General features: G+C 38.7%; 22 protein-coding genes. 20 read left to right on the forward strand and 2 right to left on the reverse strand.

Annotated elements, in window-relative coordinates:
* Positions 1–3: 3 nt before the first annotated feature.
* From BMZ55_RS10425 to BMZ55_RS10480, 12 genes are all read left to right on the forward strand, one after another.
* On the forward strand, positions 4–1,026 hold the full coding sequence (locus BMZ55_RS10425; protein ID WP_089820291.1) for a glycosyltransferase family 2 protein: 1,023 nt from the start codon (positions 4–6) through the stop codon (positions 1,024–1,026).
* Entirely contained in the window at positions 1,027–2,379 is a 1,353-nt protein-coding gene (gene wzy, locus BMZ55_RS10430; RefSeq protein ID WP_089820292.1) for an O-antigen polysaccharide polymerase Wzy, read from the forward strand.
* Entirely contained in the window at positions 2,379–3,431 is a 1,053-nt protein-coding gene (locus tag BMZ55_RS10435; RefSeq protein WP_089820293.1) for a glycosyltransferase, read from the forward strand. The genes wzy and BMZ55_RS10435 overlap by 1 nt, the downstream gene beginning before the upstream one ends.
* A 58-nt stretch (positions 3,432–3,489) precedes the next feature.
* Positions 3,490–4,515, forward strand: a complete 1,026-nt coding sequence (locus BMZ55_RS10440; RefSeq protein WP_177179808.1) for a glycosyltransferase family 4 protein — start codon at positions 3,490–3,492, stop codon at positions 4,513–4,515.
* A 2-nt stretch (positions 4,516–4,517) separates the two neighbouring features.
* Positions 4,518–5,336, forward strand: a complete 819-nt coding sequence (locus BMZ55_RS10445; RefSeq protein ID WP_089820295.1) for a glycosyltransferase — start codon at positions 4,518–4,520, stop codon at positions 5,334–5,336.
* A gap of 620 nt (positions 5,337–5,956) precedes the next feature.
* Positions 5,957–6,850 (forward strand): NAD-dependent epimerase/dehydratase family protein, encoded by an 894-nt coding sequence (locus BMZ55_RS10450; protein WP_089820296.1) that lies wholly within the window; start codon positions 5,957–5,959, stop codon positions 6,848–6,850.
* Positions 6,850–7,851 (forward strand): MraY family glycosyltransferase, encoded by a 1,002-nt coding sequence (locus BMZ55_RS10455; RefSeq protein WP_089820297.1) that lies wholly within the window; start codon positions 6,850–6,852, stop codon positions 7,849–7,851. Before BMZ55_RS10450 ends, BMZ55_RS10455 begins: the two co-directional genes overlap by 1 nt.
* Complete coding sequence (rfbC, locus tag BMZ55_RS10460; protein WP_089820298.1) at positions 7,848–8,393, forward strand: dTDP-4-dehydrorhamnose 3,5-epimerase; 546 nt, start codon at positions 7,848–7,850, stop codon at positions 8,391–8,393. Before BMZ55_RS10455 ends, rfbC begins: the two co-directional genes overlap by 4 nt.
* 10 nt (positions 8,394–8,403) lie before the next feature.
* On the forward strand, positions 8,404–9,483 hold the full coding sequence (rfbB, locus tag BMZ55_RS10465; RefSeq protein WP_089820299.1) for a dTDP-glucose 4,6-dehydratase: 1,080 nt from the start codon (positions 8,404–8,406) through the stop codon (positions 9,481–9,483).
* 1 nt (position 9,484) lies between these two features.
* Positions 9,485–10,345: a glucose-1-phosphate thymidylyltransferase RfbA gene (gene rfbA / locus BMZ55_RS10470; protein ID WP_089820353.1), complete on the forward strand. Its 861-nt coding sequence runs from the start codon at positions 9,485–9,487 to the stop codon at positions 10,343–10,345.
* Positions 10,346–10,643: 298 nt separating this feature from the next.
* Entirely contained in the window at positions 10,644–11,945 is a 1,302-nt protein-coding gene (gene rimO, locus BMZ55_RS10475) for a 30S ribosomal protein S12 methylthiotransferase RimO (protein WP_089820300.1), read from the forward strand.
* A 344-nt stretch (positions 11,946–12,289) separates the two neighbouring features.
* Positions 12,290–12,670, forward strand: coding sequence for a septal ring lytic transglycosylase RlpA family protein (locus BMZ55_RS10480; protein WP_039343294.1), 381 nt, complete (start codon positions 12,290–12,292; stop codon positions 12,668–12,670).
* Positions 12,671–12,918: 248 nt separating this feature from the next.
* Here BMZ55_RS10480 and BMZ55_RS10485 read toward each other — a convergent pair whose 3' ends face one another.
* Both BMZ55_RS10485 and porX read right to left on the reverse strand, forming a co-directional pair.
* Positions 12,919–13,680 carry an exodeoxyribonuclease III gene (locus BMZ55_RS10485; RefSeq protein WP_089820301.1) on the reverse strand — a complete coding sequence of 254 codons (762 nt, stop codon included), beginning with the start codon at positions 13,678–13,680 and terminating at the stop codon, positions 12,919–12,921.
* A gap of 131 nt (positions 13,681–13,811) precedes the next feature.
* Positions 13,812–15,353 (reverse strand): T9SS response regulator signal transducer PorX, encoded by a 1,542-nt coding sequence (gene porX, locus BMZ55_RS10490; RefSeq protein WP_089820302.1) that lies wholly within the window; start codon positions 15,351–15,353, stop codon positions 13,812–13,814.
* Positions 15,354–15,641: 288 nt separating this feature from the next.
* On the opposite strand from porX, the gene BMZ55_RS10495 reads away from it, so the two are divergent.
* From BMZ55_RS10495 to BMZ55_RS10530, 8 genes are all read left to right on the forward strand, one after another.
* Positions 15,642–16,853: an HD domain-containing protein gene (locus tag BMZ55_RS10495; protein WP_089820354.1), complete on the forward strand. Its 1,212-nt coding sequence runs from the start codon at positions 15,642–15,644 to the stop codon at positions 16,851–16,853.
* Between the two features lie 169 nt (positions 16,854–17,022).
* Complete coding sequence (gene lpxD / locus BMZ55_RS10500) at positions 17,023–18,054, forward strand: UDP-3-O-(3-hydroxymyristoyl)glucosamine N-acyltransferase (RefSeq protein ID WP_089820303.1); 1,032 nt, start codon at positions 17,023–17,025, stop codon at positions 18,052–18,054.
* Positions 18,047–19,444 (forward strand): bifunctional UDP-3-O-[3-hydroxymyristoyl] N-acetylglucosamine deacetylase/3-hydroxyacyl-ACP dehydratase, encoded by a 1,398-nt coding sequence (locus BMZ55_RS10505; RefSeq protein ID WP_039343306.1) that lies wholly within the window; start codon positions 18,047–18,049, stop codon positions 19,442–19,444. Before lpxD ends, BMZ55_RS10505 begins: the two co-directional genes overlap by 8 nt.
* The gene (lpxA, locus tag BMZ55_RS10510) at positions 19,445–20,233 is read left to right on the forward strand and encodes an acyl-ACP--UDP-N-acetylglucosamine O-acyltransferase (RefSeq protein ID WP_039343311.1); all 789 of its coding nucleotides are present in this window, start codon (positions 19,445–19,447) and stop codon (positions 20,231–20,233) included.
* Positions 20,234–20,296: 63 nt separating this feature from the next.
* Positions 20,297–20,860 carry an elongation factor P gene (efp, locus tag BMZ55_RS10515; RefSeq protein ID WP_039343313.1) on the forward strand — a complete coding sequence of 188 codons (564 nt, stop codon included), beginning with the start codon at positions 20,297–20,299 and terminating at the stop codon, positions 20,858–20,860.
* A 126-nt stretch (positions 20,861–20,986) separates the two neighbouring features.
* On the forward strand, positions 20,987–21,889 hold the full coding sequence (locus BMZ55_RS10520; RefSeq protein WP_089820304.1) for a UDP-3-O-(3-hydroxymyristoyl)glucosamine N-acyltransferase: 903 nt from the start codon (positions 20,987–20,989) through the stop codon (positions 21,887–21,889).
* An 81-nt stretch (positions 21,890–21,970) separates the two neighbouring features.
* Positions 21,971–22,843, forward strand: a complete 873-nt coding sequence (sucD, locus tag BMZ55_RS10525) for a succinate--CoA ligase subunit alpha (RefSeq protein ID WP_089820305.1) — start codon at positions 21,971–21,973, stop codon at positions 22,841–22,843.
* 21 nt (positions 22,844–22,864) lie between these two features.
* On the forward strand, positions 22,865–23,539 hold the full coding sequence (locus tag BMZ55_RS10530; protein WP_089820306.1) for a porin family protein: 675 nt from the start codon (positions 22,865–22,867) through the stop codon (positions 23,537–23,539).
* The last annotated feature ends 379 nt before the right edge of the window (positions 23,540–23,918 follow it).

The raw sequence follows: 23,918 nt of genomic DNA on the forward strand, positions 1-23,918 counted from the left end.
TAAATGTCACCAATTGTACCAAAATATTCGATTATTGTTCCTGCCTTTAATGCCGAAAGCACTATAAAAATTTGTGTGGGCAGCATTTTAAAGCAGACTTGCAAAGCTTTCGAAATTATTATTGTGAATGATGGGTCAACAGATAATACCTATGCAACGCTTGAACAGCTGGCAAAAGTGGACCGTCGAATTATCTTAATTTCTAAGCAGAACGGCGGCGTTGCCAGCGCGCGGAATTTAGGAATCACTATGGCTAGGGGCAATTACATTTTGTTTGTAGATAGTGACGATTACCTTGAAAGCAGATTTCTGGAAACTTATGATGATTTACTCCGAATTACCCCTGACGCTTTAATATACCAGAGTTTTACTTCTCAATACAAAGACAGAACCATTCGGGAAACCCTGCCAAACCAACTGTATAGCAAAGACCAAATGCCAGCCTGTTTAGTATTACTTGAAAAAAAACGTTGCATCGGAGGCGCTTGCAATAAGATCTTCAATGCAAAAATTATCAATGATAATAAAATTCGGTTTAATCCACAATTACATTATGGTGAAGACAAAATCTTTACTTTGCAGTATATGCAATTTGTCTATCAGATCGTTCTTTCTGACCGCTGCTACTACAACTACAACCGGATTTCGGAAAATTCCCTGTCAAAAAAGCACCATCCCTACAAAGAATTGTTGCTATTTATAGAAAAGGAATACGAGCTATATAAAAAGCTGCTGCTCCGGTTCCCTAACGAACAACTTAAAAAAATCATTAATACACGGTACTCTTCTTTTAGTAAATACGTATTATTATCAATGTACCGGAAACACGACCGAGCAACGCTAGAAGAACGGTCGCAGTTGCGCAGAAGTATTATTAAGTTTGACCGATGTAATTTGCGGATTAAAGAATATGAAATTGAAGTTCCTGCCATTGTAAATACAATTTATAAAAGTGATACATTAATGATGCTCAGTATGGCGTTGCGGACAAGCTTTTCCACAATTTATCAAATTATTAGAAACTAAATGGCAAAACTGTATGGTTTAATAGTATTTGTAACCACAATTTTTATTTGTCTTCTTGCCCCCGAGCGATATGATCATGAATATTCGGTCTTTTGTGGCGTGTTATATTGGATGCAGGTAGTAGTTTATATGTTGATTCGAAATAAAAAAAACTATTTTGATTTCGACAGCATTTTTTTTATCACTTACTTCTTTGTAACCCTGTACTACTCAGTGGTGATGTATGAAACAGATCCTTACCGGTATGTATTTTACCAGCTTTATTTTAAGAAAAACACCTTGCCACTTGCTTCGGGATTAGCTGTTTTAGGCATTTCTGGTTATATTTTTGGTTCTCTCCTGCTAAAAGATAAAGAAATAAGTACTCTTAAACTGGATTATGCGGATAATTTCAAACCAATTAGGACTACTTGGATGTTTATCGCTGCGTTTATACTAGTTGTACTTTACGTTGTAGTTGGCGGTTATGAAATGCTTATCAACGAGTATATCGGGGGTGGGGGGCTGCAAGCTAATGACAGTGGTTTTGGCAGCTATTTTTTTGCGTTTTTCCCCGCCTTTCTTATTTCTGGTATTATTTCAGAATTTTTTAATATGACGGTTAAAAGCCCTGAACATTTCAGGTTGAAACATCTTAACAAGGTTGGAGTTGCAGTAACCGCAATGGTCTTCCTGATGTTTTTTTTAGTGGGTAGCAGAACCATCCCGCTGCAAATCCTCTTATTATGTGTAGGACTACATGCAGTATTGTATTACCCCATCAAACTCCAACGTTTTGTGATATATATTTTGGCGGGATTTGTGGTTCTCGCTGCGGTAGGAATCTTGCGAAACCAACTTGCTGAGAAAAAAGAAATTCATATGGACGATGCTGCCCTAGACTTAATAGCAAATAACCGTAATACCTTTGTAGTAATTGACTATGTAAATAAAAATGGATTTACCTATGGTGAATCTATGCTATCACCAGTTCTTGCACCATTGCCCTTCGCGCAGTCCGCGGTAATCTCAACATTCGATCTGGACCAAGATAAGATGCGGTCTGCTTTAATTACGACAAAAGAATCCTTGGGAGAGGTGGGAAGTTGGGGCTTAGGCACCAATATAGTGGCCGATGTTTACTTAGCTTTTGGCCTTTTAGGTATCATCATTTTGTTCCCCCTTTTAGGATTTCTTGTACATTTCTCTCAAAATAATTTTTACAACAGCGTTACATCACTTACTTTATACTCAGTTCTTATTTCTTACGCAATATATTTGGCACGTGCTGAATATTTTTACTTTTTCCGTTATTTTATTTGGTGTTATTTAATATTGTTTTTTAGTCTGAGGCGCAAAAAAATAAAAAGATAATGAGGATAACAATTGTAATCGCAGACATACGCAAAGCGGGTGGAACCGAGCGCGCAATAATTAATATGGCGAACATGCTTTGTGCTGAACATTTAATTACAGTTGTAAGCATTTCAGAAAAAGGATCTCCTTTCTTCTGTATTTCTGAGCTCGTACAGCTTGAGTTTCTAAACTTACCATCGATCCCAAGACAAGTATCACATAAACCTAAATGGAACAAATCATTCTATAATGCACTAAAAAACTATCTTATAAAATCCCGACCACAAATTATTTTTGGTGCGGGTCATAATATCAGTTTAATTATGGCGCTACTTAAAATTGCGGAGATAAAAAAAATTGCTCTTGAACACATTGACTATACATCGATCCCAAAACTCTCACAAGCGGCAATGAGGTGGTTTTACCCAAAACTGGACGCTGTAGTTGTGCTCTCCGAAACAGCTAAAAGGAAAATAGGGCATTTAAACCCCAATGTTGAAATAATTGCAAACACACTGCCATTTTCAAGCGACGAAGTGTCACGGTTGGTCGAAAAGAAAATAATTTTGGTTGGCCGCATCAGCAAAGAAAAAGGTTATGACAGAATTATTCCTATAGCGGAGAGAATGTGCCGGGATTACCCGGATTGGTGTATCTATATTTATGGGCAAGGCGAAGACGAAGAAAAGTTAAGGCTTCAATTAAACAATAGCCCTACAAACAACGTTCATATTATGACCCCCGTAAAAAATATAAAAGAAGTTTATCTTAGTTCTTCACTTTTACTCATGACAAGCTATTATGAGGCGATGCCCATGGTGATTTTAGAAGCACAGCATTGTGGACTGCCGGTTTTAGGCTATTCCTGTGAAGGAACAGATAGCTTGGTTGAAGATGGTGTAAATGGTTTTGTGGTTCAGAATGAAGAAGATTTTTATAAAAAATTGGGCATTTTAATAAATAATCATCATTTACGTTTAATAATGGGGCGGCAGGGAAGGAAAAATGCCGAATTATACAATCCGCAAAATATTTTAAAAAAATGGACAAACTTCCTGGAAAAACAATAATTTCTTTCTGCTTATGCGTGTAGATAGATTTAAAACTCATTATAAAACCTTTCTTACTATGAAATTTTTTTTTAATTTATCTATGCTAAACAGAAGACCTACTGGTGTGGGTATTTATTCCAACAAGTTAAAACAAGAGCTTAGTAAAAAACTTTCGCCAAACTTCATTTTTTTATATATTAAAGATGTCAGACTTTTGTCGCTTTATCGCATTTTTTGGAATATTTTCATTTTACCTTTAAAAGTTGGTAAAAATACTGTTTATTCCTTTTCGTCGCACGGATCTCCGTTTATTGCTAATCAGGTGATTACAATTCACGATTTAATTTGTCTTAATTTTCCAAAGCAACACCGATTTCAATATTATTATTTTAGGTTTATTTTGCCATCCATAATAAGGTCAAGTAAAAAAATAGTTGTTATATCAGAGTTTACCAAATCTGAAGTACTAAAGTTCTATAAGGTGGAAGAGAACAAAATTAAAGTCGTTTATAATGGAGCGAATATTTTACAATACAGTCCGGATTCTAAAACTGAACAAGAGTTTGACAATCTGACTAATAAAAAGCCATACTTTATAACGGTTGGTGCTTCGTATGAACATAAAAACATATTTAACTTGTTATCAGCAATCAAAAAATTTAATAATTTAAACTTTTCGTTTATAATTATCGGGAAAGCAAATAAGTATGGTTTGCAACTTAGGGATTATGCGAAAAAAAACCATATGCCAAATGTTATATTTTTAGATTATGTTTCTGATCAATTGCTGTCTAAATTATATAAAGAGGCCTTATGTAATATTTATATTAGTCGATATGAGGGTTTTGGTTTCCCACCTTTAGAAGCTGCTAGTTTAGGCACAGTATCTTTAGTGTCTAATATCCCTGTAATGAGAGAAGTATTTTCAAATTCAATGATATACGTAGACCCCCTGTCCGTTGACGATATTTGTGAGAAATTGCAGATGATTTCAAAATGTAAATTTAATTTGGGTCTTTACAAAAACCAGTATCCAACGTTGATAACTAAATATAGCTGGAATCATGCGGCAGAAGAAATTATTTCAATTGTAAATACCTAATTATGCTGGTCACTGCAAGTATAGTTTGCTATAAAAATGATCGAAAAATTATTTTAGATTCTATTTTAAGTTTTATTAACTCTGAAACAACATTTCCTGTTTTTTTGTTTTTAATCGACAACTCACCCACCGATGAGTTGAAAACCCTCATTAACCATCCGAATATAGAGTACATATCTAACCCTTCAAATCCTGGTTTTGGACCCGCACATAATATTGCTATTAAAATGGCAATATCGGCGGGTAGTAAGTATCATTTTGTTTTAAATCCTGACGTTTCGTTTCAAAATGATATCATTGCACCGATGCTGAAATTTATGGAAGAAAATACTAAAGTAGGAATGTTGATGCCACAGATTTTATATGAGGATGGGTCTATTCAAAATCTCCCGAAATTGCTTCCGTCACCTATGGATGTTTTAATGCGTAAAATAAAAGCGCCAAAGTTTTATTACAAACCTTTCATTGACAAGTATGAATTGCGATTTGTTGAGAAAAGTCGCATTTATAATGCTCCAATACTTTCAGGATGCTTTACCATGTTAAGGGTTGCTGCAATAAAAGAAGTAGGAATGTATGATGATCGATTTTTTATGTATTTTGAAGATTGGGATCTGTCGCGAAGAATGTATCAAAAATATCAAACCGTTTATTTCCCTCTTGTCTCGGTCGTTCACGGTTATGAATCTGGAGCAAACAAAAACAAAAGACTGTTCAAAATATTTATAAGGTCCGGAATCGCTTATTTTAATAAATGGGGATGGATTTTTGATAAAAATAGAAACGAAATAAATAAAACTACACTTTCGCAGTTCAAATAAAAAGCACTATAACAAACTTAGAGCATGCACACAAACATCTTACGAAGCTTCTGACGTTTAATAATCTGTAGTTGCTTCCTTTTACGCGACGCAGAGGTTAGCTAATTTTCTTGCGTAATTTTTTTAGGTCTTCAATAGGTATTTTTCCTTAGTGCTCAATAAATGAAAGTATACAGAAAAATGAAAAATATACTTATAACCGCGGTGCAGGTTTTATAAGATCAAATTTAACATTAAAGTTGATTGCAAAAAGTTATAACGTAACCGTTTTAGCATTCGGCACAGTTTTGCCGATCTTTCCAAAGTTAAATCCGTTTTGGGTTTTGAACTAAAACCAGTTTTGAAGAAGGTCTGAAAAAGTTCACCACGCTTGTAAATATACAGGAGATACAGGAAGATAGATATCAAAAATAGATTGAAGAAATGAAATCGAAAACTTATTTAAGTAAAAAACTTGTTTTCAACCTAGAAGAAGAGTGGTGTTGCTATAATAAAAATTTCGGGTAAAAGGTACTTTTTTTCCGTTCAGAGTTTTATTTAATACCCGTAACCAATCCACCACAAATATCTGGGGTTTTAACTAATATTTACTATTTTTGAGCACTGACCATAAACCATAAATGAAGACGATTTACATTACGGGGCGAAACGGTTTTGTTGGCAAAAACCTCACGTCATATTTAGTAGAAAATAATTATTCGGTCGGCCGTCTTTCACTGAAAGATTCGTGGCAATATCCTGATGCCAACGCTATTATTCACGTTGCCGGGATTGCGCATGATTTGGGGAAAACTGCAAACGCGGATGATTATTTTAAAATTAACCGCGATTTAACCATTCAACTTTTCAATGAGTTTTTGAAATCATCAACTAAGGATTTTTTCTATTTCAGCTCCGTGAAAGCTGCCGCCGATAGCGTTGAAGGTCATTTAGATGAAAATTTCGCTGCAAATCCTGCGACTCCTTATGGTAAATCAAAGCGTGCAGCTGAAGAATACTTGCTTGCTCAAAAACTGCCCGAAGACAAGCGGGTTTTCATTATTCGCCCCTGTATGATTCACGGGCCTAGCAATAAGGGCAACCTGAACTTGCTGTATAAAGTTGTGAAAAAAGGAATTCCCTGGCCTTTGGCCGCTTTCGAAAACCACAGATCTTTTTTAAGTATCGATAATCTAAATTTTTTAATTTTAAAAATGCTTCAAAATGCGGATATTCCCTCGGGAATTTATAATTTCGCGGATGATCAAAATTTGTCAACAACAGAAGTGGTGAAAATTATCGGAGATTCAAGTGGAAGGAGCGTGAAACTATGGGAAATCCATGCGTCTTTAATTAAAAATTTAGCCAAAATAGGCGATATTTTTTCTTTGCCGCTAAATTCTGAGCGTTTAGGAAAACTGACCGAAAATTATATTGTTTCCAATCAAAAAATTAAAAATGCCCTGCAGATTGATCGCCTGCCGGTAACTGCAGAACAAGGTTTACGGAAAACCATCAAAAGTTTTCAAAAATAATGGAGTACCTCATAGTCACCGGGATTTTATTCGTGCTGTTGCATCTTTATTTCAGAATCGCAACCCGATTTAATATCATCGATCAGCCGAACCATCGAACTTCGCATTTTTACACCACGGTTCGTGGCGGTGGAATTATTTTTCCCATTGCATTTCTTCTTTTTATAGGCGCTGAAATGTATTTAAGTCCCGGAACCATCCAGCAAGACAACGGTGAACCCAACTTTTTTATTTTTGGTGCCGGATTCTTAGTCCTTACCATTTTGAGTTTTGTGGACGACCTTACCGATCTTTCTACAAAGACACGTTTGCTTTTCCATATAATTTCGGTATCGTTGCTGCTGTACTTTTTAAATGGATTTTCCCTGATCCCAATTTGGGCAATTCCGCTCGTATATATATTATTTATTGGCATCTTAAATGCCTATAATTTCATGGACGGAATTAACGGAATTTCCGGTATTTACAGCTTTTTCCTGCTCACTTCATTGTGGTACGTCAATCAGCAGATTATCCCTTTCGTAGTTGAAGATTTTATTGTTTATCCCACATTAGCGTGTTTGGTTTTTCTATTTTTTAATTTCAGAAAAAGAGCAAAATGCTTCCTCGGTGACGTCGGAAGTATGGGTCTCGCTTTCTGGATTATCTCATTAATTTCTTTGCTCATCATCAAAACCGGTGATTTTAAATGGCTGCTTTTCCTTAGCCTTTACGGTGTAGATACGGTGATGACGATTATTGAAAGAATCCGCCGCAAGGAAAATATTCTGGAAGCACATCGCCGGCATCTCTACCAACTTTTTGTTAATGAAAAGAAACAATCACATTTAGCAATTAGCTTGCTTTATGGGTTCATTCAGCTGTCAATGAATATTTTCGTAATATTGTCACCACTGCCAAACTGGATTGTTTATATAGTTATATTGCTGCCAACCACAGTGCTTTATATTTTTATAAAATTAAATATTTTAAAAAACTCCGTACTTAAAGAATCTAAATGAAAATTAAAAATACACCATTGCAAGACTGCTATATCATTGAGCCCACAATTTTCGAGGATGAAAGAGGATATTTTTTTGAAAAATATAATGAGAAGAAATTTGAAGATTTAACGGGTTTAAATGGTCATTTCGTTCAGGATAATATCTCAAAATCTACCTACGGCGTTTTACGCGGATTGCATTTACAAAAAGGTGAACACGCACAGGCAAAACTTGTTTCGTGCTTGGAAGGCGCAGTTTGGGATGTTGCTGTAGATTTACGCCAGAATTCACCAACTTTCGGTAAATGGTTTGGCGTGGAACTTTCCGCTGAAAATAAACTGCAATTTTACGTTCCTCGCGGTTTCGGGCATGGATTTTCGGTAATTTCCGAAACAGCAGTTTTTGCTTATAAATGCGACAATTATTACAATAAAGAATCAGAAGGTGGTGTAATTTACAGCGATGAAGAATTAAATATCGACTGGAAATTACCACAGGCAGATATCGTGCTTTCAGACAAAGATAAAATTCAACCTATCTTTGCAGCACGCAATTTTTAGAATTTTAAGAATGAAGAATATTATTATCACCGGTGGCGCCGGATTTATCGGGTCTCATGTGGTGCGTGAATTTGTGAAAAATCACCCCGAAACACGCATTATAAATTTGGACGCGTTAACCTACGCCGGTAATTTGGAGAATTTAAAAGACATCGAAAACGAACCCAATTACGTTTTCGAAAAAGCCGATATCACCAACGTTGAAGAATTACGAAACGTTTTCGAGAAATATAATCCCGACGCAATCGTGCATTTAGCGGCTGAAAGTCACGTTGACCGAAGCATTACAGACCCAAATGCCTTTATCAACACCAATGTCATCGGCACCGCGAACTTATTGAATTTAGCCCGCGAATTCTGGAGCTTAAATCCCGATCATCAGCACGGAAATTTCCCGGATGAAACGCGAAAAAATCTGTTTTACCACGTTTCCACCGATGAGGTTTACGGAAGTTTAGGAGAAACCGGCTTTTTCCTGGAAACAACGGCTTACGATCCGCAATCGCCATATTCTGCAAGTAAAGCGGCATCGGACCATTTGGTGCGCGCGTACGGAAACACGTACGGAATGCCTTTTATCCTCTCGAACTGTTCCAATAATTATGGCCCGAATCATTTCCCGGAAAAATTAATTCCGCTTTGTATTTCAAATATCATTAATGAAAAGCCGCTTCCAATCTACGGTGACGGAAAATATACACGCGACTGGCTTTTCGTCCTCGATCATGCTAAAGCCATCCACCAAATATTTTTTGAAGCAAAAACTGGTGAAACCTATAATATCGGCGGTTTCAATGAGTGGCAAAACATTGATTTAGTGAAAGAACTCATCAAACAAATGGACGAAAAACTGGGCAAACCAGCTGGATATTCCGAAAAATTAATCACTTACGTAAAAGACCGTCCGGGTCACGATAAGCGCTACGCTATTGACGCTTCTAAATTAAACAGAGAATTGGGATGGAAACCAAGCGTAACTTTCGAACAGGGTTTAGGAAAAACCATCGATTGGTTCCTGGAAAACAAAGAATGGTTGGATCACGTGACTAGCGGAGATTACCAGAAATATTATGAAAAGCAATATAATTAATATGAAGGGAATTATTCTCGCCGGAGGCTCCGGTACGCGCCTTTACCCACTGACTATTGCTGTAAGTAAGCAACTCATGCCGGTTTACGACAAACCGATGATTTATTACCCGCTTTCTACCTTACTTTTGGCGGGGATTAAAGATATTTTAATCATTACCACACCACATGATCAGGAAGGTTTCATAAAACTTTTGGGCGACGGTTCTTCCATTGGCTGTAATATTCAGTATAAAGTTCAGCCAAGTCCGGACGGGTTGGCGCAGGCATTTATTCTTGGTGAAGAATTTATCGGTGAGGATTCGGTGGCATTAGTGCTTGGAGACAATATTTTCTACGGAACCGGTTTGGCTCAGCTGCTGGAAAGCAAAGCTGCAGTAAAAGGTGGTTGCGTTTTCGCTTATCAGGTGTCTGATCCCGAAAGATATGGCGTGGTGGAGTTTGATGAAAATTTAAAAGCCATTTCCATCGAAGAAAAACCCGAAAATCCTAAGTCAAATTTTGCCGTTCCAGGACTGTATTTTTACGATAATTCGGTGGTGGAATATGCTAAAAATTTGAAACCTTCGGTACGCGGAGAATTGGAAATTACCGATATAAATCGCATTTATCTTGAAAAAGGGCAGCTGGAAGTCGGCGTCATGTCGCGCGGAACAGCCTGGCTCGATACCGGAACTTTCGATTCTCTGCACGAAGCCTCGGAATTTGTCAAGGTTCTGGAAAAAAGACAGGGTTTTAAAATTTCCTGCATTGAAGAAATCGCGTATAAAAAAGGCTTTATAGATAAAGGACATCTGCTGGAATCCGCTAAAAAATACGGAAAAAGTGGCTACGGCGATTATCTGAAAAACCTGGTCGACTAAAAATTTTAAAATTAAAAAAAAAGCATCTTTTAGGTGCTTTTTTTTTAGTTCAAACTTTCTGCTTAATACACCGTGCCGTAAACTTTTAAGCATTAAACCAAAACGGTTTTAGAGTACCGAATGTGCGGTACTAAACAGGGTATTAATTTCTAACCAATGTGCTATTGATGCTTAGTCTTTCATTTAAAAAATATCGAGCTAAAACACCTGATTTTTTCAAAAATTTAAAAAACAGCATGATTTATCTGAATAATTTTTCGCTTTTATATCCTTATCTTTGCGCCCAATAAATTTTATAATGCGCACAAAATCAGTCGGAAAAAAGAAAATAAATATTGTAACCTTAGGATGTTCGAAGAATGTCTACGATTCTGAAGTCCTTATGGGGCAGCTTCAGGCCAACGGAAAGGAAGTCGTTCACGAAGATAAAGGTGATATTGTGGTCATTAACACTTGTGGATTTATCGACAATGCGAAGGAAGAAAGCATCAATACCATTTTAGAATTTGTAGAAGCTAAAAACCGCGGTGAAGTAGAAAAAGTTTTCGTAACCGGATGTCTTTCCGAACGTTATAAGCCGGATTTGGTGCGCGAAATTCCCGATGTGGACCAATATTTCGGTACTCGCGATTTACCTCTTTTGCTAAAACAGCTCGGCGCAGATTATAAACACGAATTGGTTGGCGAACGCATGACAACTACACCAAAACATTACGCATATCTGAAGATTGCGGAAGGTTGCGACCGACCGTGCAGCTTTTGTGCGATTCCTTTAATGCGTGGTAAAAATATTTCAACACCAATTGAAAATCTCGTCATTGAAGCTGAAAAGCTGGCAAAAAAAGGCGTTAAAGAACTTATTTTAATCGCGCAGGATCTGACATATTATGGTTTGGATATTTATAAAAAACGTGCGCTTGGCGATTTGCTTCTACGTCTCGTAAAAGTAGACGGAATCGAATGGATTCGTCTGCATTACGCTTTTCCTTCAGGTTTTCCTGAGGACGTGCTGGAAATCATTAAAAACGAACCAAAGGTTTGTAACTACATCGATATTCCTTTACAGCACATCAATTCCGAAATTTTAAAGGATATGAAACGCGGCACAACGCATGAAAAAACCAATGCTTTGCTCGCAAAATTCCGTGAGAAAGTTCCGGATATGGCGATTCGGACCACGCTGATCGTTGGTTTTCCGGGTGAAACTCGCGAGAAATTTGAGGAAATGAAAGAATGGGTGCGCGAGCAGAGATTCGACCGTTTGGGCTGTTTCACCTATTCGCATGAAGAAAATACTACGGCTTTTGTTTTAGAAGACAATGTACCTCAGGAAGAAAAAGAGGCGCGTGTGGAAGAAATTATGGAACTACAGTCGCAGATTTCCTGGGAAAAAAACCAGGAAAAAATAGGCAAGATTTTCCGTTGTATTTTCGACCGTAAAGAAGGAAATTATTTCGTTGGCCGGACCGAATTTGATTCGCCGGATGTAGATAATACCGTTTTGGTTTCCGCAGAAAATACCTATTTATCACTCGGAGAATTTGCGAATGTGAAAATTACAGCCGCCGAAGAATTCGATTTATACGGCGAACTCATTTAAAAATTAGCAGTTAAAACGGCATTTTTTAATGATTTAGCAAAGACAAATTATATAAAAACACCATTGGAAATTCCTGTGGTGTTTTTTATGCTTAAAATGCTGGAAGTCAGCATTAAATCTGTGTTTTTCGGTAGGTGCTATGCAGTGTTTAGTTAATAATATTAACATTTATACCCTAATTTTAACACAATTTAAGAACCTGTGGGAAATCGCGATATAACGGCGGTCGCGGGTATCGTTAACAAATAATTAACAATTCCTTAACGTAGTTTAACACTTCAATAGTTGCGTAATTCTATTTCGGAATAAATTTGCAGAGTCAAAACCAATAAAAATAATTCAAAATGATAAAAAGAGGAATACTCCTGATCATCATGATGATTTCAACATTTGGTATTTATTCTTTCACCAAGTTTAATGCCAATGATGCCAAAACAAGTTTTGCATCGTTCTACCATGATAAGTTTAACGGTAGAAAAACAGCCAGCGGAGAAATTTTCAATAACCGAAAACTTACTGCAGCGCACCGCACGCTTCCTTTCGGGACTTTGGTAGAAGTTACCAACCTGAGAACCGGCAAAAGTGTCGAAGTTAGAATTAACGACCGTGGACCTTTCCATTCATCCCGCTCGTTAGATCTTTCAAAAGCAGCGTTTGATTCCATAGGAAATACCGCCCGCGGTACAATGCCTGTAGAATATGAAATTATCAGTTACGATTTATAATCGAAATTGTAGAAATAGAAAGCCGCCTGGTATTGTACCGGGCGGCTTTTTTTTACGCTTTATTTTTCGGGCGACTTTTCCGCCCTCCGTTCCCGCTTCCGCCACGGCGGAGAGCTCCACTCAGGTCGGGTCGCGGTGTACGCCATTTAGCAAAAATTTGCCGTTAAAACAGCTAATTTTTTGCTTTTAGCTAGTTCAAGCAAGACGAGATCAAATCAGAAAAATATGCCGTTAAAGCAGCTAATTTTTTAAGAAAATTCCACCATCACCGGACAGTGATCGGAATGTACCGCTTCTTTCAAAATTACAGCGCGCGAAAGTTTATCGGTTAATGTGGCGGAAACAAAATTATAATCCAAACGCCAACCTTTATTCCGCGCGCGCGAATTCTGGCGGTAACTCCACCACGAATAATGGTCCGGCTCGTCATTATAATGCCGGAAACTGTCGATCAGTTCACATTCATCAATAAACTGTGTGAGCCATTCTCTTTCCATGGGCAAAAACCCCGACACGTTTTTTAAACCAACCGGATTGTGAATATCAATTTCCTGATGACAGATATTGAAATCTCCGCAAATAATGAGATTCGGCAATGTTTTTTTTAAGTTTTTGATGTACTTCAGAAAATCAAAACAGAACTGCATTTTAAAATCCAGCCGCTCGATATTTGACGCCGACGGTACGTAAACAGAAATCACAGAAAATCCCTCGAAATCAGCCCTAATAATTCTACCTTCAGAATCATAATGCTCAATTCCGCAGCCGTATTCCACATGTTTAGGTTTCACCTTCGACGCAATTCCGACACCGGAATAACCTTTGCGCTGCGCACTGTGCCAGTAGCTATAATAACCCACCTTTTCCAGGCTTTCAATGTCAATCAGGTCGTTTCCGGCTTTACTTTCCTGAATGCAGATTACGTCCGGATCTGCCATTTGCAGCCAGCCCAAAAAATCTTTGGTAAAAGCCGCGCGAATTCCGTTCACATTATAAGAAATGATTCTCATTAACTTTTTAATTTGTGTAAAAATACAATATGTTTATGGCTTTGCGAAGCGGATTTTTTGGCAGAAAAAAGCGGGAAAAATCTTTGATTTTTCCCGCCCCGGAACCCAAACTAAAATAAACTATGAAAAAACTATTTGGGCTCCATAACACAAATCGGTATAATGCATTCTTCCAAAGAAATGCCGCCGTGCTGGTAAGTTTCTTTATAATAATTTACAAAATGATTGTAATTTTTCGGGTAAGCTAAAAAGGTGTTGTTCTTGGCGAAAATATATTTCGAACTCAGATTCCCCTTTGGTAAAAACAGTTTTTCCGGATTGGAAATCGCCCAGACATCGTTTTTCTCGTACGTCAAACTTCGGCCTGTTTTATAACGGATGTTGGTAGAGGTTTCGCGGTCGCCAACTACTTTACTCGGTTTTTTCACGTAAATCGTTCCGTGATCGGTGGTTAAAATCAGTTTGAAACCGTTTTCTGCCGCTGTTTTAATGATTTTCAGCAAAGAAGAATTTTCAAACCAATTGTACGTCAGCGAACGGAACGTTTTATCGTCGCGAATTAATTGGTTTACAATAACATTATCGGTTTTTGCGTGCGATAAAATATCGATGAAATTGTACACAATCACGAGCAAATCGTTGTTTTTATGCTGATTGAAATCCTCCAGAATTTTCTTTTCAAAATCAGAATTTAGGATTTTCAGGTATTTCATGCTTTTTCCGGATAAGCCCAATCTTTTCATCTGATCTTCCAGAAAGTCGCGCTCGTGCTCATTTTTATTTCCTTCTTCGTTATCATTAAACCAAAATTCCGGAAATCTTTTTTCGATTTCCGATGGCATTAAGCCGGCGAAAAAAGAATTTCTCGCATACTGCGTTGCCGTTGGCAAAATGCTGTAGTAATAATCTTCCGAAGTTTTCTGGTAAAATTTGGTGAAAAGTGGTTCAATAACTTTCCACTGGTCGTAACGCAGATTGTCCACCATCAACAAAAGCACTTTTTCTTTTTCCATTTCCGGTTTCACCTTGTCTTTAAATAAAGTGTGGCTCATCATCGGTTTGTCCGAAGAATGCAACCAGTCTTCGTAATTATTTTCAATGAATTTGGAAAACTGAATATTGGCTTCTTCTTTTTGAGATTGCAAAAGGTCTGAAAATTCACTGTCGAAAACTTTATCAAATTTTATTTCCCAGTTCAGGATTTTCTTATAATATTCCGCCCATTCCTGGTAGGTTTTCAGGTAAGAAAGCTCCATGGAAAGATTGCGGAATTCCTGCTGATATTCCAGAATCGTTTTCTGTTCCACCAAAGTTTCTTCCTGCAGATTTTTTTTCAAGGACAATAAAACCTGATTGGGATTGACGGGTTTCAGAATATAATCCGCGATTTGGGAACCAATCGCCTGTTCCATAATCAGTTCCTCTTCATTTTTGGTTACCATTACAATTTTTATGGCAGAATCGATATTTTTAATCATCGGAATGGCTTCCAAACCGGAAATTCCGGGCATATTTTCATCCAAAAGCGCGAGCTGAAAATTTTCTTTTTCAATCATTTCCAGCGCTTCGTTTACGTTATTTACAGGCGAAATTTGGTAGCCTTTGTTTTCTAAAAATACAATATGAGGTTTTAGTAAATCTACTTCATCATCAATCCAAATAAGTTTTGACATACATTTTTTTGTTTATTAATTTAAAGGAAACCGCGTAAGTCACTTATTTAAAGCAATTCGCTTTGGTCTCGCCGTCAAAAATACAACCATAAAATGCCAACTTTTCTTTAAAACCACGTTAAACTTGCGTTAATTTTTTTTAAAAATTCCGGCCTTTTAGCGGCTTTTTTTTGATTTTTATTAATGATGACTTTATCTTTTATTAAAGCCATTAGTTAAAAGCTTCAAAAACAAATATGTAAATTTGTGCCGTTCCAGCGGCAAATTTTTCGCTTTTAGATGCAGCTTATGACCAATAAATTTAAAATCATCAACGATCCGGTTCACGGATTTATCAATATTCCGCACGAAATTATTTTCGATGTCATCGAGCATCCGTATTTCCAGCGTTTGCGCAGGATTTCCCAAACGGGACTTTTAAACCTGATTTTTCCCGGTGCCACGCACACGCGGTTTCACCACGCTTTAGGCGCAATGCACCTGATGTTTACCGCGCTGGAAACTTTAAAACTAAAAGGCGTTGCGATTTCCAAAGAGGAAGAAAAAGGCGCAATGTTAGCGATTTTGATGCACGATGTGGGTCACGGACCGTTTTCGCACGCGCTGGAAAATATGTTGATGGATGATTGGCATCACGAAAAACTGTCCTTATTATTAATGCGGAAAATGAATGAGGAGTTCGCCGGCCAGCTTTCTACTGCGATCGAAATGTTTCAGGGAAAATATCACCGCAAATTTTTCAACCAGCTGATTTCCTCGCAACTGGATGTTGACCGTTTGGATTATTTGAAGCGCGACAGCTTCTACACCGGTGTTTCCGAAGGTAGTGTGAATACGCAGCGCATCATTTCGATGATGAACGTAGCGCAGGACGAACTGGTGATTGATGCGAAAGGAATTTATTCCATCGAAAATTTCCTCACCGCGCGGATGTTTATGTATTGGCAGGTATATTACCACAAAACCGCTGCAATAGCTGAATTTCTCTTGGTGAAAATTTTAGCGCGCGCAAAAGTTTTGGTTTCACAGGGGAAAAATCTGCCGGCTTCCGAAAATCTGAGTTATTTCCTCCATAGAAATAAATTTGAATGCGCGACCGCCGAAGATTTACAGCGCTTCACGGAACTCGATGATAACGACGTGATTCAGGCCATGAAATTTTGGTCGAAGAATGAGGATATTATTCTTTCTTATCTGTGCAAATGTGTCATTCAGCGAAATTTTCCGCGAACCATTATTTCTTCGCAGCCTTTTTCTGCGGAATTCATACAGGAAAAAATTAATCTCACGGACGAGAAATATGGTTCTGGCGCCGGCGCTGAGTTGGTGAATCAGCTTGCGCGGCACCTTTTACCTTATAATCAGGAAGAGCAACCGATATTTCTATTGCAGAAAAACGGTGAAAAAATCCGTCTGGACCACTCAGAAAATCAGATTTTGTCTTCGTTTATCAGCCAGCAAAACACGAAATATATTTTGGCTTTTCCGCGCGAAATTTAATTTAGAAAAATTCGGTGCTTTAAGGGCAAATTTTTTCACTTTTTAGCGCTAACCATTTGGTGTCATAGATTTTTCACGTAATTTATTTGACTATAATCGCCTCCGCTGGAAATCCATAAAAATCATAAAAAGATATAAAATATTTCATAATTTCCTATCTTTGCCGGATATGGAGTTTACCGCGTCGCAGATTGCAAGTTTTATTAATGGTCGGATTATCGGAGATGACCAAACCATCATCACGGGAGTGGCGCCCATAGAAAGTGCGGAAGAAGGACATCTTTCCTTTGTCGCACAGGCGCGATTTGTAGATTACCTGCGCGATGCGAAATGCGCGGTAATTATAGTTTCCGAAAAATTATTAACCGATATCCCGTACAAACCCACGATTATCGCGGTAGAAGATGCTTATCTTTCCTTTCAGATTTTAATGAATCTGTACCAGGAAATGCAGGGCCGCAAATCCGGTATTGAAGATGGTGCTGTTTTTCATGAAAGTGCAACGATTGGCGAAAATGTCTACATCGGTGCTTTTACCTGCGTGAGCGAAAAGGTAAAAATTGGTGCCGGAAGCCAGATATATCCGCAGGTTTACATCGGTAAAAATGTGAAGATCGGTAAAAACTGTGTTCTTTACAGTGGCGTTCGCGTTTACGATTATTGCGTGATTGGCGACAACTGTATCGTACATTCAAACACCGTGATCGGTTCGGATGGTTTCGGATTTCAGCCTACAAAAGACGGTTACCAGAAAATTCCGCAATTGGGGAATGTAATTTTAGAAGATAACGTGGAAATTGGCAGCAACTGCAGCATTGACCGCGGAACGCTCGGTTCTACAATTATCGGACAGGGAACCAAAATCGATAATCTCATCCAGATTGCACACAACGTAAAAATCGGAAAACATAATGTTATAGCGGCGCAAGCTGGTATTGCCGGTTCTACGGTGATTGGCGACTGGAACCAAATTGGTGGTCAGGCCGGAATTGTGGGTCACATCAACATCGGAAACCAGGTAAAAATACAAGGGCAAAGCGGCGTAAATTCTTCCGCGAAGGATGGTGAAATTTTGTACGGTTCCCCAGCAATCAATGCGGGCGAATACCGACGAAATTACGTGCATTTCCGCAATTTTACCGATATTGTAAAACGTATAAATAATCTTGAGAAAAACTCAAAAGATAATACTAATGAGTGATAAGCAAAAAACTTTAAATGAAGAAGTTTCCCTTTCCGGGATCGGACTTCATACCGGTCGCGAAGTGACCCTGACCATGAAACCTGCAAAAGAAAATACAGGTTTCGTTTTTATTAGGACAGATCTTGAAGGCCGGCCGCATATTGAAGCAGATGTGAATTATGTGACGACCACTGAGCGAGGAACAACCTTAGAAAAACTGGGCGTTCGCATTCATACATGTGAGCATCTTTTAGCAGCTTTAGTTGGCTGTGACATTGATAACGCCATTTTGGAAATGAACAGTGCGGAGCCCCCAATTTTAGACGGATCTTCAAAGTTTTTTGTAGAAGCCATCGAAAAAGCCGGAATTGTAGAGCAATCTTGCGCGCGAGAATATTTAATTGTTAAAGAAGTGCTCAGCTACAGCGATCCTGCAACAGGTTCAGAAATTACAATTATACCTTCAGATTCTTACGAAGTGACGACTATGGTGGATTTTGGAACTAAAGTTTTAGGAACTCAAAACGCAACACTTAAAGATATTTCGGAGTTTAAAGATGAAATTTCTGCGGCTCGTACTTTCAGTTTTCTGCACGAACTAGAAATGCTTCTGGATGCCGGATTGATTAAAGGTGGTGATATTTCAAACGCTATCGTTTATGTTGATAAAGAATTAACTCAGGAAACTTCTGAGAAATTAAAAAAAGCATTCGGAAAGGACGAAGTATCCATTCGCCCGAACGGAATTTTAGATAACCTCACCTTAAATTATCCAAACGAAGCAGCACGTCATAAACTGTTGGATGTAATCGGCGATTTGGCTTTAGTAGGTGTGAAAATAAAAGGTAAAGTAATTGCCAATAAACCCGGTCATTTTGTAAATACACAGTTTGCAAAAAAACTGAACAGACAGTGGAAATTACAGAAAAAGAAAAATGTTCCGGATATTGACATCAATAAAGAACCGGTTTACGACATTAACGGAATTATGCGTTTGATGCCGCACCGTCCACCATTTTTATTGATTGATAAAATTTTAGAACTTTCTGATTCCCACGTTGTCGGTCTAAAAAATGTGACGATGAATGAACCTTATTTCGTAGGTCACTTTCCGAAAGAACCGGTTATGCCAGGTGTTCTTCAGGTAGAAGCTTTGGCGCAAACGGGCGGAATTTTGGTTCTCGCCAGCGTTCCTGATCCTGAAAATTATTCAACTTATTTCATTAAAATTGATAAAGTAAAATTCAAGAAAAAAGTGGTTCCTGGTGATACCATGGTTTTTAAAATTGAATTAATTTCACCTATCAGAAGAGGTATTGTACATATGCAGGGCTTCGGTTATGTTGGGGACAGCGTTGTCGTAGAAGCAGAACTGATGGCTCAGGTAGCTAAAAATAAACCGGACTAGATGATTCACCAATTAGCTGCCGTAGACAAACGTGCAATTGTTCATAAAAACGTGACTATCGAGCCTTTCACCACCATCGCGGGCGATGTGGAAATAGGCGAGGGCACATGGATAGGTCCGAACGTGACCATTATGGATGGTGCAAGAATTGGCAAAAACTGCCGCATTTTTCCGGGCACCGTTATTTCTGCCATCCCGCAAGACTTAAAATTCGATGGTGAAGACACTCAGGTGATTATTGGTGACGGTACAACCTTGCGCGAATGCGTGACAGTAAACCGCGGTACAAAAGCGTCAGGTCAAACCATTCTCGGTAAGGACTGCCTTATTATGGCAACTTCTCATATTGCACACGATTGCATCCTTGGAAATAATGTAATTATTGTGAACGGCTGCGGCATTGCGGGACACGTGGAGATTGGTGATTATACGGTTATGGGCGGCCTTTCAGCTGTGCATCAATTTGGTAAAATTGGGAAACATGTCATGATTTCCGGTGGAACTTTGGTCCGTAAAGATATTCCACCTTACGTAAAAGTAGCGCGCGAACCTATGACTTACGCGGGGATTAATTCTATCGGACTTCGCAGACGTGGTTTTAACAATGAGAAAATTTTCGAAATTCAGAAGATTTACCGCGCTATTTTTCAGATGAAAATGAACGTTTCTCAAGCGGCAAGTTACATTGAAAAAGAAATGTTACCAACCGTGGAACGCGACGAAATTCTGGAATTTATCCGCAATTCCCCACGCGGAATCGTTAAAGGTTACGGAACCGGAAAAGATTAAAACAATAAAAAAATAAACAACAACCGTTAAGCAATAATCTTAACTTTTTATCCAAAGATTTAAATGGCAACAAGCAACGATATTAAAAAAGGAATGTGTATCGAATATAGCAACGATATCTTCAAAATTATTGAATTTTTACACGTAAAACCCGGCAAAGGACCCGCTTTCGTTAGAACGAAAATGAAATCGGTAACCAACGGAAAAGTTTTGGACAATACTTTTTCTGCGGGACATAAAATTGATGAAGTAAAAGTAACTACGCGAAAATTCCAGTATTTATACGAAGATGACAACGGCTTCCACTTTATGAATAATGAGGATTTTTCTCAGATTTACTTAGACAAGGAAATGATTGAAAACGCACAGTTTATGAAAGCTGGTGAGGAAGTTACTATCATTTTAAAAGAAGCTGATGAGTCTCCGTTGTCAGCGGAAATTCCACCAACAGTTTATTTGGACGTTATCGAAGCTGATCCGGGCGTAAAAGGAAATACGGCGACCAACGCGCTGAAAAATGCCATTGTAGAAACCGGCGCACGCGTAATGGTACCATTGTTCATCGAAGCTGGAGATAAAATTAAAGTAAACACCGAAGACGGTTCATACTTGGAAAGAGTAAAATAAGGCCGTTTTAGCGGCGAATTTTTTTGGGCAGGTTTTTCCGCCTTCCGCTCCCAATCTTTTGCTCGTTCCTCGCAAAAGGATTTCCGCTCAAGTCGGGCTGCAAAGTCCGCAATAAATATTTATAAAATGACATTTGCACAACCTCAAACGCTGCAATCAATTGCTGAATTAATCGGCGCTCAAATGGTGGGTGACCCGGATTTTCCGGTGCTTGGTACCAATGAAATTCACCGGGTAAAAAGTGGAGATATTGTATTTGTAAATCACCCGAAATATTACGAAAAAGCCTTAAAATCTGCCGCAACAATCATTTTGATCGACCAAATTGTTGACTGTCCCGAAGGAAAAGCACTTTTGGTTTCCGATGATCCGTTTGGAGATTTCAATAAAATCAATCATCATTTCACTAAAATTACCAACTTCGGCGAAACTTTGCACGAGCTTGAAGTTGGCGAAAACACGCAAATCCATCCTTCGGTTGTCATTGGAAATAATGTAAAAATTGGTCAAAACTGCGTCATATTTCCTAACGTAGTCATTGGCGACCGTACCGAAATAGGTGACAATGTCATCATTCAGTCAAATACGGTTTTAGGCGGTGACGCTTTTTATTACCGGAAAAAAGACGGAAATTTTGACCGTTTGATTTCTGTTGGAAATGTGGTCATTGCTGATAACGTTGAAATTGGAAACAACTGCACTATCGACCGTGGCGTTACTGATTCTACAGTAATTGGCGAAGGTTCGGTTTTAGATAATCAAATACAGATCGGCCACGATACCGTCATTGGAAAAAAATGCCTGATTGCGTCCCAAACCGGCATTGCCGGCTGCTGCATCATTGAAGATGAGGTGACGATTTGGGGACAGGTTGGTATGGCGTCCGGCGTTCGTGTGGAATCCGGAACGGTACTTTTAGCAAAATGCGGCGTAAACCGCGATTTAAAAAAAGGAACTTATTTCGGACCGATTGCAGAAGAATTCAAGCAGTATTTGCGCAAGGAAATCAAACTCAAAAATTTAAAATAACGCCTGCTGTTCCTCTTTAATTCAATAATTATTGAGTAATTTTGTAAGCATTAAAAAATAAATAAATTTAAAAAATAAAAAATGTCAGTATTAGTAAACAAAGATTCTAAAGTAATCGTACAAGGATTTACCGGAAACGAAGGAACTTTCCACGCAGGTCAGATGATTGAATACGGAACCAACGTTGTAGGCGGTGTAACTCCGGGAAAAGGTGGTTCTGAACATTTGGGAAAACCTGTTTTCAACACGGTAGCTGATGCTGTAGAAAAAGCGGGAGCCAACGTAAGTATTATTTTCGTTCCGCCTGCGTTTGCTGCAGACGCCATCATGGAAGCTGCTGAAGCTGGAATCAAAGTAATCGTATGTATTACCGAAGGAATTCCTGTTGCTGATATGGTAAAAGTTAAAGAATATTTAGCCGGCACAAGCTCCCGATTAATCGGACCGAACTGCCCCGGAATCATCACTTCTGATGAAGCAAAAATCGGTATTATGCCAGGTTTCGTTTTCAAGAAAGGAAAAGTTGGTATCGTTTCCAAATCCGGAACTTTAACTTACGAAGCTGCTGACCAGGTGGTGAAAGCCGGTTACGGAGTTTCTACTGCAATTGGTATTGGTGGTGACCCAATCATCGGAACGACTACCAAGGAAGCTTTGGAATTATTCATCAACGATCCGGAAACTGAAGCGGTTGTTATGATTGGTGAAATCGGTGGAAACCTGGAAGCTGAAGCTGCACGTTGGTATAAAGAGTCAGGTTCTACAAAACCGGTTGTTGGTTTCATCGCTGGTCAAACTGCACCAAAAGGCCGCACAATGGGTCACGCGGGAGCAATCGTTGGTGGTGATGATGATACCGCACAGGCGAAAATGGCCATCATGAGAGAAAACGGAATCAACGTAGTAGATTCTCCGGCTGAAATCGGTTCTACTGTAGCGAAAGTTTTAGGATAAGACACAAAAAACACAAGTGGTATGAAAAAAATTCTTTTAACTTCAGCCTTGGTCGCTTCCGTTGCTTTATCGGCGCAAATCGATTTTAGCAGTACACGTTTCGGTATTACGGGCGGTGGAACGTATTCGCGAATTACCAATGCACACAATCCGTCCGGAGCTTTATTTTCCGGTTACGGTGGCGTTTTGGCACTGATTCCGATTGACAGCCGCGACCAGTTTTACCTGCAACCAGGCGTGGAATATTTAGGCGCTGGTGAATCCGGTAAAAACAAAGATTTTAAAGGTGCAAGCGGTTACGATGCTATTTATGCGAATAATTACATCAGCGTTCCGTTGTATTTCAAAGGATTTTTCTCCGAAGCCGAATCAGAATTTTTTGCCCTTGCAGGCCCGAAATTTAATTTTTTGGTAAGCCAGAAGGTTACAGATTTGCCGGCTTCACGGCCATATTATGGCATTGAAGAACTGCCGCAATATCCGGGAGTTAACGGTAAAGCCAGCAGTTTTAATATGGCACTGGGCTTTGGACTTGGTTTTTCCTACCTCCGAAAACTCGAGATCACAGCGCGCTATGATCTGGGACTTTCCAATACCTACAAAGGTCTGATGAACGAGCCGGGAACGGATCCAAGCATTGCGAAGAAAAAAACTGAGCAGGTTGTAAGTGCCGGATTGAGTTATATATTTAATTAAAATTAAAAATTCCATCAAATCATTTTGATGGAATTTTTTTTGCAAAAATTTGCCGTTAAAAGGTCGGATTTTTTAGGAGCCGGGAACCTGCTTTGGCTACGCCGAACCACTTCGTTAGGTTTTCGCTATATCTTTTGCTCCGCTACGCTCCGCAAAAGGATGCCGCTGCAATCAGGGCTAGAGTTTTAGCTAAACCGAATTATTTCAGCAAATAAAGATTTGCCATTAAAAGGGAAGATTTTTTCACTTTGAAAACATTGCGCTCGCTTCGCTCGCGCGGTTTACAGCTGTTCAAAAATTAGCCGTTAAAACAGCATTTTTATTCGCTTTGAAAACATTAGCGCTCGCTTCGCTCGCGCCGAAAAATCCATCAATAAAA

This window comes from Kaistella treverensis (assembly GCF_900114045.1).
GTDB classification, from domain to species: Bacteria; Bacteroidota; Bacteroidia; order Flavobacteriales; family Weeksellaceae; genus Kaistella; species Kaistella treverensis.